The following is a 12,826-nucleotide window of genomic DNA, read 5'->3' as shown; positions in this document are numbered from 1 at the left end:
CTTGAGCGCCACGCGGCGCCCCTGTAGGCTGCACCGAAAGTTCAGGAGCAGGCAATGGGCGTGACGACCGTGCAGCAGATGGCCGACCGCGTGGCCATGCTGATGGAACAGCGGCTGAAGGTGGGCGGCGCCGACCTTTCGGCCAAGCTCAAGCGCGGGGGGCGCAAGCTGCCGCGCAAGATCCGGCGCGAGGCAGAGTACCTTGCCGGGGTGGCCGAACTGGCCCAGCATCCGCGTGTGCAGATGATGCTGGATGATGCCCGTACCGCGCAGGCCTATGATGCCTGCGTGCGCTATCTCAATCCCTTGGGGGCAGGCGACCGGCTGGCCGGGCGCCTGTTGGGGATTGCCGGGTCGATCGCCTTTGCGCTGCTGGTGGTGGGCGGAGGCCTGATCGGGGTTCTGGTCTGGCGCGGGTATCTGTAGCGGTGTGGCGCTGCGCCGGGCCTAGGCGCGGCCCGTCAGCACGGCAAAGCGCCAGAGTTTGAAGGGGCAATCCACCTCGGAAAACCCTGCCGCGCGCAGCCAGTCAAGCTGTGCGGTGTCGGTTGCGCAACGGTCATGGCGCTGCCGGTCCAGCGAGGCGGCAAGCCCCGCATCGTCGACACCTGCGGCGCGGACATCGGCGGTCCAGAACCGGATATAGCGGTCCTCCTGGTCCGGGGTCGGGCCTGCCACCTGTTCGGCGTTGACGAACCGCCCGCCGGGCACCAGCGCCTTGTGGATCCGGGCGTAAAGGTTGCGCTTGTCGTCGTCGGACAGATGATGGATCGCCAGCGCGGACAGCACCACATCCCACCCGGATCCCAGATCCATCGTGACCAGATCGTCCAGCGCATAGCTTACCCGCGCATCGCCTGCAAAGCGTTGCCGCGCGCCATTCAGCATGGCGTCCGACGCATCGACGAGATGCAGCGCCGAGACATTCAACGCCTCGAGCGCCATGCCGGAAAACAATCCCGTGCCCGCGCCCAGATCCAGCACCCGCAACGGGCGGCCCTGCGCCTCGTCTGCAATCAGCCGCAGGCCGGTGCCATAGAGCGCGTCATAACCGGGCACAAGCGGCCGACGGTCGGCATCATAGACCTGAGCATATTTCGAGAATGTGCCACTGGTGGCGGCGGTGGTATCGGTCATGGCTTGACCTCCTGGAAATGAAACGGCGCGCGCAAGGTGCCCCCCGCGCGCGCCGTCTGGTCAGATGTCTGATCAGATCACAGCGTGGGGTAGAGCGGGAACCTTGCGCAAAGCGCCGCAACCTCGGTCCGGACCTTGGCTTCCACCTCGGTGTTGCCAGCCTCGCCATGCGCGGCAAGGCCATCGACAACCTCGACGATCCAGCGGGCGATCTGGCGGAATTCGGCTTCGGCGAAACCGCGGGTGGTGCCGGCCGGGGCGCCCAGGCGGATGCCGCTGGTCACAAAGGGCTTTTCCGGGTCAAAGGGCACGCCGTTCTTGTTGCAGGTGATATGGGCACGGCCCAAGGCCGCCTCGGCCGCCTTGCCTGTCACCTTCTTGGGGCGCAGATCCGCAAGGCACAGGTGGTTGTCGGTGCCGCCCGACACGATGTCGATGCCGCCCTTCATCAGTTCGTCCGCCATTGCGGCGGCATTGGCCTTGACCTGTGCGGCATAGACCTTGAACGACGGGTCCAGCGCCTCGCCAAAGGCCACGGCCTTGGCCGCGATCACATGCATCAGCGGGCCGCCCTGAAGGCCAGGGAACACCGCCGAGTTGATCTTTTTCGCGATATCCTCGTCATTGGTCAGGATCAGACCGCCACGCGGGCCACGCAGGCTCTTGTGGGTGGTCGAGGTGACGACATGGGCATGAGGAACCGGCGAGGCGTGGACACCCCCGGCGACCAGCCCTGCGATATGGGCCATATCCACCATCAGCCAGGCGCCCACTTCATCTGCAATGGCGCGGAAGGCCGCCCAATCCCATTCGCGCGAATAGGCGGTGCCACCGGCCACGATCAGCTTGGGCTTGTGTTCCAGCGCCTTGGCGCGGATGTCGTCCATATCCAGAAGCTGGTCCTGCTGACGCACGCCATAGCTGACGACGTTGAACCACTTGCCCGACATGTTGACCGGCGAGCCATGCGTCAGGTGGCCGCCCGAGTTCAGATCCAGGCCCATGAAGGTGTCGCCGGGCTTGAGCAGGGCCAGGAACACCGCCTGGTTCATCTGGCTGCCCGAATTGGGCTGGACGTTGGCGAATTTCGCCCCGAACAGGTCCTTGGCGCGTTCGATCGCCATGGTTTCGGCAATGTCCACGTACTGACAGCCGCCATAGTAGCGCTTGCCCGGATAGCCCTCGGCGTATTTGTTGGTCAGCACCGACCCCTGCGCCTGCAACACCGCCAGCGAGACGATGTTTTCCGAGGCGATCAGCTCGATCTCGTCGCGCTGGCGACCGAGTTCCTTGGTGATGGCATCGAACAGGGCGGCATCGCGGTCGGCAAGCGCCTGGGTGAAGAATCCGGTATCGCGGGCGGTCATGGCATTCCCCTGACTTTGGACGGTTGCGCGTTGTCTATCCCGGTCGCGCGGCGCAGGAAAGCAAGGAAAACACGCCGGGCGCCGATTTGCGCGAAAAGGTGGCCCGGCGCCTTGCACCTGCGGCATCACCCGCGCAAGATGCCCCGACCAGACGCCCGGAGGCCCCCTTGTCCCGCAGTATCGCTTTCCGCGCCTCGCCCGTCGAACAGGCACAGGCCGCCCTTGCGGTGCTGAGCGCAAGGTATGGCCAGGCGCCGGAACAGGCGGCCGATGTCATCGTTGCATTGGGTGGCGATGGTTTCATGCTGGAAACGCTGCACGCAACCCAAAGACTGAACCTGCCGGTCTATGGCATGAATTGCGGCACCATCGGGTTTCTGATGAACGCCTATGCCGAAGAGGGGCTGGAGGACCGGCTGGCCGCGGCGGTCGAGGAAGTGATCAATCCGCTTGCCATGACGGCCACCACCGCACAGGGCCGCTCGGTGCAGGCGCTGGCGATCAACGAGGTGTCGCTGTTGCGCGCGGGTCCGCAGGCCGCCAAGCTGCGCATTCTGGTCGATGGGCGCGAACGGATGCCAGAGCTGGTCTGTGACGGGGCGCTGCTGTGCACGCCTGCGGGATCCACCGCCTACAATTATTCGGCGCATGGGCCGATCCTGCCGATCGGGTCGGATGTGCTGGCGCTGACCGCAGTTGCGGCGTTTCGCCCGCGTCGCTGGCGCGGTGCCTTGCTGCCCAAGACCGCCGTGGTCCGTTTCGAAGTGCTGGAGCCGGGCAAGCGCCCGGTGATGTCCGATGCCGATGGAAAATCGGTCCGTGATGTGCTGTCGGTGGAAATACGGTCGGAACCGGCGATCCGCCACCGCATCCTGTTCGATCCCGGCCATGGGCTGGAAGAACGGCTGATTTCCGAACAGTTCACCTGACACGCAGGCCACCCTGGGCGGGTGGCCTGCACCAGTGTGCTAGATGATGTCGATGGCGGCGTGGAAGCCGATCAGATCGTCGGCGTCGGCGGCAAAGATCCGCAGCTTGTCGCCTGTGTCGAAGGTCAGCACCACATTGGTATCGCCTTTGAAACGCGCGAACTGGTTGATGACCTCCATGACGGTCAGGTCGCCATCCCACAAAGAGGCGTCAAGGCGGATGCGGTCGCCGTCGGAGACATTCATGTCGGTGATCTTGTCGGTGTCATAGCCTGCGGCGAAGACAAAGGTGTCGGCCCCCATCCCGCCGGTCAGCGTATCGTTGCCCGTACCGCCATCCAGCCGGTCGCTGCCCTTGTTGCCGAACAGCCGGTCATCGCCATCGCCGCCGGACAGCCGGTCATTGCCCTTTTCGCCCAGCAGCCGGTCGTTTCCGACATCGCCGCGGATCTGATCGTTCTGATCGCCGCCGTACAGGGTGTCGTTCCCGCCGTAACCGCGCAGCACGTCGCGCCCGCCGTAGCCCATGATCACATCGTCGTTCTGCGCGCCGTTCAGCACGTCGTCCTTGTCGTCTCCGGCAATCTGCAAGAGCCCATCTGCCTCGGCCCAGCGGAACGCCCGTCCGGGGCGGAACAGGCCATCTGTCGGCGCGCTCGGCACCGCATCGTTGAGGATGAACTCGTCCCATTCCGCGACCGAGGCAAAGCTGGGCAGCGCCGCCCCGCCAAGCGCGATATAGAAGACGTCAAAGCCGATCACCGCATCGCCGGCGCGGACATGGGCGTCGATCCACAGAACATCGGTCACGCCACCCGACCAGGTCAGGCGCTGAACCTCGACCGGCTCGAATTCCAGCGCATAGGTGCCGTTCGGGCCGAACAAATACAGGCCCGTGCCATCGACATAGTCCCACGCATTGTAGGACACCCGCTCGGCGGTAGACATCAGCACGACTTCGGGCGTGCTGTAGCTGCGGTCGCTTGTGGACCAGTCCGGGCTGAAACGATCCATGATCAGATGGCTTGTGAAGACATAGTTCGTCATGGGAACTCCCCTTTGCTGCTGGCCGATCATCGACCGGACAGTCAGGGCGCGCCGTGATCCTGATCAACGCGGATCGCGGGCGCGCATGATAGACTGAGGGGGGTCAGTTTACCCAGGCACCAAACCCAAAGGCCAGATAGTCGCGCGCATAAGCCTCTTGTGCTGCGGCTTCGTGCTCGGGCGTCGCTATATCGGCCAGCGCGTGGCCTATCTGCACATGTTCGGGTGACAGGGCAGGGGAAACCGCTCCGATCTCTGCGGCCAGAAAGCCCAGCCCTTCGGCCAGCCGATCCTCGCGCAGCAGGGCATCTGGAGGCACCTGCGACGAAAAGCCCTGCACCACAGCCAACTGGCTGGCCCAGGAGGCATCGATTCGCACCGAGGTCTGGCCAGCGATATTGCCCTTGAGAAAGCCCAGGAACTTGAGAAACGCCTCGGCCTGCATCTCGGGCGTTAGCCGGTCCAGCCGGTCAGGCGGGGGCAGGTCGATTTTCCAGGCGCGTTTCAACACCCCGCGCACCTCGCCCGCCGCACCAGACAGGATGCGTTCGCAAAAGGCGGCATGGGCACGGGCCAGCGGATGGCGCAGGACAGTAAAGCTGCGCGCCGGGGCGTTGGCCTTTTGCCATTGCTTCAACGCCTTCTGGTTCATCCCCTCGATCAGGCCCGGCGCGCGGCCGACCTGCGCCAGCCACCCGCGCACCCGCGCCTCTGGCCCGCCCTTGATCGGCAGATACAGCAGCGGCGCCCCGGCCGCGGCCACAAAGCTGGGCACCGCCGCACCGCGCCGTGGTTCGAAATTGGGGGTGCGCGACAGGTTGAAACGGTCCAGCCGGGCCAATCCCTGTGCCATCTCGGCCGAGTTCTCGACCAGATCTTCCAGCGGCTCGGGGTTTTGCTTCTTGACGCTGTCGTCCGGCGCCTCCAGCCGCCCGGCGACGCCCAGAAAGGCGGCCAGCCCGTTCAGCACCGCCACATCGCCGACATCCTCGTACCCGATCCAGAAGGCGGATTGCCCGCTGGTCTGCAAGGCGCGCAGAATGTGCAACTGAAAATCCTGCAAGGCGGCCACATGCGCCTCGAATTCGGTGGCATCAAAGCGCGCGCGCCCTTCGCGGCGGCGGCGGGCGTCGCCCAGCTTCCATTGGCCCGTGGCCTGCGCGATCTTGAGCGAGACATAGCTTTCCAGCGGGTTGCGCGTCAGCACCACCTTGGCACAGCGCGGATCGGCCAGCATCCGGTCCAGAACGCGCGCGTCGTGATCGTGGAAAAAGCGAAAGCCCGACAGGCCATCGGTTGCGGCCTCCATGGCGCGGATCAGCGAGAGGGGGTCGGCCTCGCGCATGTCCAGGCTGATGCCCAGATACTCGCCGCGATCCTTCTTGCCGATGAAATGGGGGTTGAACGCCTCGCCATGGCAGGTGACGCCGGGCAGGGCGTTCAGGTTCGCTTCCAGAAAGTTCGATCCCGTGCGCATGTCAGCCAGCACGATGAAGCGGTCAAAGGGCCGGGCAGGGGGCATGGGTCATTTCACCAGATAGGGGCGGGCGCGGCGCGCGGTGGCAGGCGAGGGATCCTCGCCCAGCGGAATGTCGCCAACCAGCGTGGGTTGCATTCCCTGATTGCGCAGATCCTGGATGAAACGCCCGAACCCCGTCAGATCGGCCAGCCGAGGGGCCTCTGCCAGGCGGCGCAGCGCGTTGGGGCTGATCTCGTCGATGATGGTCTGCAAGGGTTCCATCGGGTTTTCAAGAAACTCCGCCAGGTTCCAGATGCGGATCCGCGCCTTGGCATGATGGCTGCGCAGGATGGTGATATGGTCGGACTCGACCTTTTGCAATCGCGCCGCCTCGCGCCGCAGGTCGGAAAAATCGCCCTTGGTGCGAAAGACCCGGACCGCCCAGGCGCCGGTGATGACCGAGATCTGCGCATTCGGATCCATCGCCATGACCCAACTGATGTCCTGCGCATCGCGGGGCCCGAACTGGAAACACTGACGCTCGCCCCGCGTGTTCCAGATCAACGACGTCAGGAACAGTCGCGCGTCGTAATCGCGCAAGGCGGCACTGTCGGACAGGCAGCCGTTGTAGATGGTCTCTCCCCCGGCGAAATGCACGCGATCGGGGGCGAACAGATGACCATGTACGCGCCCGCCGATGGTTTTCGACAACCAACTGTCGAAATCCTCGAACAGGTCGCCAAAGCCCTCGAACACCGAATAGGGCTGTGCGGTGCAGCCATTTTCCCAGCCATCGCGGGGAAAGCGGCTTTGCATGTAAAGACCTGCCCGTCCACGCACCCGCCGTTCCGTCGCCTTGGAAAACAGGCGGTCGATCTTGCCGGGGCTGGGCTCTGCGCGGGGCTGCTGGCGTTCGGCCGGGGCCAGAAATTCGCGGTACAGCCGGTTTGCCTGCGGCCAGATCTTGCGGGCGACAAAGCAATCCGACCGGCGCAAGAGTTGCAGGTGATCGTCGTAGAAGATGTGCGGCTTGCCCTGATGGTCGAATTTGGACAGCGTCAGCGAGCGGCTTTCCACCGTGGTGGAATGCACCCGGACCAACGTCTGGAAATAGCTTTCATCGGGGATCCAGACGCGGCGGAAATAGCGATCATTCCGGGCGCGGTGCGGATCGTTCAGAATGGCCGACAGCGTCGCGCGCGTCAGGCACCACCACTGGCTGCCCAGATGCGGCACCAGCCCCGCAGGAATGCGGCGGCGCAGCCGAAGACGGCGCTGAAGCTGGACAAAGGCGTCAAACCTCCAGCGTTGTTTGCGCCAGCTGAACGGAAAGCTCAGCGTAAAGCGTTCGTGATTCAGCCCCCCCACTGTCCAGCCGACATCGGCGGTGGTGACGCTTTCGATGAAATCGGTGCGCGGGCGGGCGGCAAGATACTGCTGCAATTCCGCAACTGGCCGCAACGGCAGGCAAGACCCCGACGCAAGGTAGACATGCTGGACTGCCGGAAACTCGGCCAGCATGGTTTCCGACGCATCCAGCGTGGCGGCGACCAGCCCCCAGGTGCCCCACTCGCAGGGATGGCGGCGGGAAAAGCGGATGTCCGCCACATCCGCAAGTTCCTTGACGAATTTGTCATACTGCCGGGCGTTCACCCGGCTATCGACATGGATGACGACCGGGCAGCCCGCTTCGGCCCAGTGCCGCGCCACCTGCGCGGCCCGGTTCAAGGCGGTGTGACACAGCATGATGAAGCCAAGGCTCATGCGTTACGCCCAGTTCCCTTTTGACATCAGCCCGAGGATCTCGAGCTGCCGCCAGTTGATGTATTTCTCCGACCATTTGCACCACAGGTCTGGCTGCGCCTTCAACCCGTCACGATAGGCAGCATATTCGGCACTTGCGGCAAAATGCTGGCGGCGCTGCATTTCTTCATCGGCCTTCGTGGTCATGGTATGCAGGAACTTGGCATGCAGCAGGCAGCCCGATGCCTTTTCGCCGCCCCATTCGTCATAGGCAAGGTTCAGCCCGCGCGGCAACAGCATATGGGTGGAGCTGACATAGACATACCTGCGGTGCCATCGCACCAGCGGGATCTTGTTCAGCGCGGGCGCATTCTGCGGCGCCCCGGCAAAAAAGGCGCGCGCGCGCGGTCCGCCCTGAATCCACAGATTGCCCAGCAGGGAATTCTGCTTGATCGTATAATTGCCACTGTCGAACCAGCAGGCGATTTCAAAGGGATCCTGCCCTTCGGCATAGGCTTGTTCGTCGATCCGGCCCTTGGGGTACATATCCAGCATCATGGCCGCGAACGCCCGTATCGACGAGGCGTCCAGCCAGTCGGTCAAGGCCCGCAGGGGCCGCGTATCGCAAAACGGGTAGACGAGAAATTCGTCCGGGTCCACCGTCAGGCACCAGTGGCCATGGCCATAGCGGCGCAGCAGCCAGTTTTGCCAATCCACGCCATACCGGGCCTGTTTGTAGCTGGCGGTCGTGGTCCAGACCGACGCATCGGGCTGGTCGGCCAGCCATTCGCGCGACCCGTCGTCTGAGCCGTTGTCGATGACCAGAAAGTGCCGCACGCCCAGCTTGCGGTAATAGTCGAAGAAATACGGCAGGCGGATGCGTTCGTTGCGCAGGCAGACACAGGCCAGAATATCGCCCCGCCCAATCCTGGCGGTGCGGTTCTGCACCGGCGACAGATCCCTGCTGCGCCACAAGGCGCGAAGCCGCCATCGCTTGCGTTGAAGGCGCATCCGATAGGAACTGATCAGTCCCAAGCCACACTCCCCTTGCCCACCCAGCGGCGGTGCATCCCACTCATACCCGGCAGGCCGTCAGACCCAGCCCCCGCGCGACATCAGGCCCAGTGCTTCCAGATGCCGCCAGCCTTGATAGCGCGCGGATCTGTGGCACCACAAGTCGGGTGCCTGGGCCAATTCGTCGTAATATCCGTCATATAGCGCGCTGTTGGCGAAATGTTGGCGCCGCGCCTTCTCCTCGACCGACTTTGCGACGATGGTGTTAAGAAATTTGGTATGCAGCAAGACCCCGGACAATTTTTCGCCGCCGTCCGTGTCATAGACCGCGTTCAGCGCGCGGGGTAGCAGCGTATGGGTGGAACTGACATAGGCATAGCGCCAATGCCATTTCACCAGCGGCACCTTGCCCAGGGTCGGCGCGCGGCGCGGGGTTTCGGCAAAGAACCGGCGCGCGCGTACCCCGCCCTGAATCCACAGGTTTCCCATGAGCGGCTGGCGCCGCATGACGTAGTTTCCGGCATCGAACCAGGGCATGACCTGTGCGGGATCGTCGCCTGGCCGGTGGTGCGCCGCGTCCAGCGGTCCTTGCGGATACAGGTCGAGCATCATGGTGCCCATGGCGGGCAGGCCACGGTCCTGCATCCAGCCGGTCAGGGCGGGCAGGGGCCGCGTTTCCCAATGCGGGTAGATCAGCAACTCGTCGGCATCGACAGTCAGGGTCCAGTGGCCATGGCCATGGCGCAGCAGCAGCCAGTTCATCCAGTCCATGCCAAAGCGCGATTGCTTGTAGCCATGCCGGGTGGACCACACGGATACATCCGGCTGCGCTGCCAGAAGTGCTTGCGTGCCATCGGTACTGTCGTTGTCGACGATCAGGAAATGGGCGACACCAAGCCTGCGGTAATGCTCAAGGAAATACGGCAGCCGCTGATCTTCGTTTCGCATGGTGGCGAAGACCAGAATATCCTGGCGCTGAATCGTGTCGGTCCGGTCGGACACCACGCGCAACTGTCGGCGCCGACGGATGGCGCGGGCAAGAAGAAAGCGCCTGCTGTGCCGCAGGCGCCAGGCATCCCACAGGCGGGACACCAGCGGCGCGGACGGGCGATCGAGTGCGCCCGGCGATGTCCGCGCCAGTGGCATCGCGCGCTTACTGAGCCGCCTTCGGCAGCGCGACCATATGGGTCAGGAACTCTGCCAGTTCGTCGTGCAACTCGGCGCGGGCCAAGCCAAAGGCAACCGTGGCTTGCAGGAACCCGGCCTTGGAGCCGCAGTCATAGCGCTGGCCACGGAAACGGAAGCCATGCACATTGCCGGTTTCGGTTTCCTCGGCGATGGCGTCGGTCAACTGAATCTCGCCACCTGCGCCTTGTTTCATGCGGTTGAGGTTCTGAAGCACCTTGGGGCTGAGGATATAGCGGCCGATCACCGCAAGGTTGGACGGAGCCGTCCCGGCAGCGGGCTTTTCCACCATGCCCTTGACCTGAACAACAGAACCCATGTCCTGGGCCACATCCAGCACACCATAGGCCGAGGCCTTTTCCGGGGGCACTTCCATCGCGGCAACCATGTTGCCACCGACTTCGGCATAGGCTTCGACCATCTGTTGCAGACAGGGCTTTTCGGCGGCGATCACGTCGTCGGGCAGCAGGACGGCAAAGGGTTCGTCCCCGATCAGGCGCCGGGCGCACCAGACGGCATGGCCCAGCCCCTGCGGACGGTTCTGGCGCACATAGGCGATGGCGCCGGAATCCATGTTGGTGGACCGCAATTCGTCCAGCAAATCCATCTTGCCCTTTTTCTTCAGGGCCGTTTCCAGTTCCGGGGCGTCGTCGAAATAGTCTTCAAGTGCGGATTTCCCGCGCGATGTCACGAAAATGAATTCTTTGATGCCAGCCGCCCGCGCCTCGTCGATCGCATATTGGATCAGCGGTCGGTCGACCAGGGTCATGATCTCTTTGGGAATGGACTTGGTGGCAGGCAGGAAGCGGGTTCCAAGCCCGGCTACCGGAAACACCGCCTTGGTGACCTTTTTCTTCATTGCAAATTATCCTCGGTTTCTTGTCCCGCACCTGGGGGCGTGTCGCCCCAGACAGGGCGCGTCCCGTTTCCGCTAAACTATAAAAATTTGGCGGAATTAAGACGTGCACAGCCTGAGCGCTACCCCAGATCTAACCAGTCGGCCTCGTTGCAGCAATACCTGATTGGGGCCGGTGCTGCTGCGTTGCGGCGAGAAGCGGATAGATGCCTATCGCAGCATAACGCCCGGCGCATGGGCGATGAAAAAGGGGTTGTCCCAGCCCGGCTTGCCATAGGTCAGGGGGCTATGATCGTCGAAGCGCACCACATGCCCTCCTGCGCCGCGCAGCACCGCGTCGCCGGCCGCCGTGTCCCATTCCATCGTGCGGCCAAGGCGGGGGTAGAGATCGGCTTCGCCCGTCGCCACCAGGCAGAACTTCAGGCTGGATCCGGCGCTCGTCATGTCCTTGACAGCGTATTTGCCGATATAGTCATCCGTGGCCTGATCGCGGTGGGACTTGGACGCAACGACCATCAGCGCATCATTGTCGGGCACGGACACGTTCAGCGCCGTGAGCGCGCCGGAGGTTTCCTTGGCAAAGGGGCCGGCTTCCTCGACCGCGGTTCCGTCGGGCAGGGTGTAGAACAACCGCCCCTTGGCCGGGGCATAGACAACGCCCCGCAGCGGAATGCCGTCTTCGACATAGGCGATGTTGACGGTGAAATCGCCGCGGCGCTGCACGAATTCCTTTGTGCCGTCCAGCGGATCGACGATCAGGAAGGTGCTGGCCGACAGGCTGTGGCTGGCCGCCTGTTCTTCGGTGATCAGCGTCACATCGGGATAGGCCGCGCGCAGACCGTCCGAAATCACGGCGTCGGCCGCTTCGTCGGCGGCTGTCACCGGGCTGGCGTCGGATTTGGAGCGCACCTCGAAATCGGGCGCGCTGTAGATCTGCATGATCGCATCGCCTGCCTCCAGGGCCAGGCGCCGCATGTCCGAAACCAGCTTGTCAAAATCCATACCGTCGCGTCCCCACCTGAAATCTGTGCCTTCATCATGCCGCAAAGCGGCGCTAGGGTTATGGCCTGCGCGTAACGCTTCGGCAAGCGGTCGCGGGCAAGATGGTGCAGTTATCCCCGAAAGGCGGCAGGCGCGGCATGTTCCATATCGAAAAGCGCAGAACACGGGTCAGTGGTGCGTTCGAACTGCTGGAACTGATATTCCATGCGGCCGTGCGCAACGTGCGCAAGAGCCATGGGAACGCGGTGCTCGGGCTGCTGATCAACATCTTCCAGACCGTTCTGATGGTCGGGGTGTTCTACATCATGTTCGATCTGCTGAACCTGCGCCGCCTGGCGATCCGGGGGGATTTCCTGCTGTATGTCATGTCGGGTGTCTTCCTGTTCATGACGCATACCAAGACCGTCGGCGCCGTATCCAATGCCGAAGGGCCGACCTCGCCCATGATGAAACATGCCCCGATGAACACGATCGTGGCCATCGCCGGGGCTGCGCTTTCGGCATTGTATCTGCAACTTCTTTCGGCCGCGCTGGTGCTGTATTTCTATCATGCCGCGATCAAGCCGCTGGAGATCTTTCATCCCGTCGGCGTGATGGGGGTGTTCCTGATGAGCTGGTTCACAGGGGTCGCCATCGGCATGGTGCTGCTGGCGGCGCGGCCATGGGCGCCGGATCTGGTGGGCATGGTGACGCTGATCTACCAGCGGGTGAACATGATCGCCTCGGGAAAGATGTTCGTTGTCAATATGCTGCCCGGCTGGATGATTGCGCTGTTCGACTGGAACCCGCTGTTTCACTGTATCGACCAGGCACGCGGCGAGATGTTCCTGAACTACACCCCGCATCATACCTCGATGAGCTATCCGTTCTATGTGGCGCTCAGTTGTCTGATGATCGGTCTCATGGCCGAGTTCTATACGCGCCGCCATGCCTCGGTCAGTTGGGGTGCCGGGCGCTGATCTTGCGAAAATCACGGCGCTGTGACACTTGCAGGCCCCTTGACCCCCCCATATATACCCCTCGGAACGGGAGCGGGGTCTAACCCCGGTGCCCGAAACCTGGGATCGGGGCGGGGCGCCGCAACGGG

12 protein-coding genes are annotated in these 12,826 nt (G+C 63.7%); 3 read left to right on the top strand and 9 right to left on the bottom strand.

Features of this window, described 5'->3' with window-relative positions; all coding sequences use genetic code 11:
* Positions 1-54 precede the first annotated feature (54 nt).
* Positions 55-426, top strand: coding sequence for a hypothetical protein (locus BW970_RS12035; RefSeq protein WP_076531600.1), 372 nt, complete (start codon positions 55-57; stop codon positions 424-426).
* 21 nt (positions 427-447) lie between these two features.
* On the opposite strand, the gene BW970_RS12030 is transcribed toward BW970_RS12035, so the two are convergent.
* Both BW970_RS12030 and glyA read right to left on the bottom strand, forming a co-directional pair.
* Positions 448-1,137 carry a class I SAM-dependent methyltransferase gene (locus tag BW970_RS12030; RefSeq protein ID WP_076531598.1) on the bottom strand — a complete coding sequence of 230 codons (690 nt, stop codon included), beginning with the start codon at positions 1,135-1,137 and terminating at the stop codon, positions 448-450.
* Positions 1,138-1,214: 77 nt separating this feature from the next.
* Positions 1,215-2,504 (bottom strand): serine hydroxymethyltransferase, encoded by a 1,290-nt coding sequence (glyA, locus tag BW970_RS12025; protein WP_076531596.1) that lies wholly within the window; start codon positions 2,502-2,504, stop codon positions 1,215-1,217.
* A 167-nt stretch (positions 2,505-2,671) separates the two neighbouring features.
* Between glyA and BW970_RS12020 the strand changes: the two genes are divergently transcribed.
* Positions 2,672-3,433: an NAD kinase gene (locus BW970_RS12020; RefSeq protein WP_076531735.1), complete on the top strand. Its 762-nt coding sequence runs from the start codon at positions 2,672-2,674 to the stop codon at positions 3,431-3,433.
* 39 nt (positions 3,434-3,472) lie between these two features.
* Here the strand turns inward: BW970_RS12020 and BW970_RS12015 are convergent, their stop codons facing one another.
* The 7 genes from BW970_RS12015 to cysQ form a co-directional block, all read right to left on the bottom strand.
* The gene (locus tag BW970_RS12015) at positions 3,473-4,480 is read right to left on the bottom strand and encodes a calcium-binding protein (RefSeq protein ID WP_076531594.1); all 1,008 of its coding nucleotides are present in this window, start codon (positions 4,478-4,480) and stop codon (positions 3,473-3,475) included.
* Between the two features lie 103 nt (positions 4,481-4,583).
* Positions 4,584-6,002: a nodulation protein NodH gene (locus BW970_RS12010; protein ID WP_076531592.1), complete on the bottom strand. Its 1,419-nt coding sequence runs from the start codon at positions 6,000-6,002 to the stop codon at positions 4,584-4,586.
* 3 nt (positions 6,003-6,005) lie between these two features.
* Positions 6,006-7,703: a DUF5927 domain-containing protein gene (locus tag BW970_RS12005; protein WP_076531590.1), complete on the bottom strand. Its 1,698-nt coding sequence runs from the start codon at positions 7,701-7,703 to the stop codon at positions 6,006-6,008.
* Between the two features lie 3 nt (positions 7,704-7,706).
* Positions 7,707-8,717 carry a glycosyltransferase family 2 protein gene (locus tag BW970_RS12000; RefSeq protein ID WP_076531588.1) on the bottom strand — a complete coding sequence of 337 codons (1,011 nt, stop codon included), beginning with the start codon at positions 8,715-8,717 and terminating at the stop codon, positions 7,707-7,709.
* Positions 8,718-8,774: 57 nt separating this feature from the next.
* Complete coding sequence (locus tag BW970_RS11995) at positions 8,775-9,842, bottom strand: glycosyltransferase family 2 protein (protein WP_083701248.1); 1,068 nt, start codon at positions 9,840-9,842, stop codon at positions 8,775-8,777.
* Positions 9,843-9,849: 7 nt separating this feature from the next.
* Complete coding sequence (gene galU / locus BW970_RS11990) at positions 9,850-10,740, bottom strand: UTP--glucose-1-phosphate uridylyltransferase GalU (protein ID WP_076531585.1); 891 nt, start codon at positions 10,738-10,740, stop codon at positions 9,850-9,852.
* A 207-nt stretch (positions 10,741-10,947) separates the two neighbouring features.
* Positions 10,948-11,739, bottom strand: coding sequence for a 3'(2'),5'-bisphosphate nucleotidase CysQ (cysQ, locus tag BW970_RS11985; protein WP_076531583.1), 792 nt, complete (start codon positions 11,737-11,739; stop codon positions 10,948-10,950).
* Between the two features lie 137 nt (positions 11,740-11,876).
* Here cysQ and BW970_RS11980 point away from each other — a divergent pair, with 137 nt between their 5' ends.
* Positions 11,877-12,698, top strand: coding sequence for an ABC transporter permease (locus BW970_RS11980; RefSeq protein ID WP_076531581.1), 822 nt, complete (start codon positions 11,877-11,879; stop codon positions 12,696-12,698).
* Positions 12,699-12,826 lie beyond the last annotated feature (128 nt).

Source organism: Gemmobacter megaterium (assembly GCF_900156815.1).
Lineage (GTDB): Bacteria > Pseudomonadota > Alphaproteobacteria > Rhodobacterales > Rhodobacteraceae > Wagnerdoeblera > Wagnerdoeblera megaterium.
This window is presented reverse-complemented; position numbering and strand designations above follow the sequence as displayed.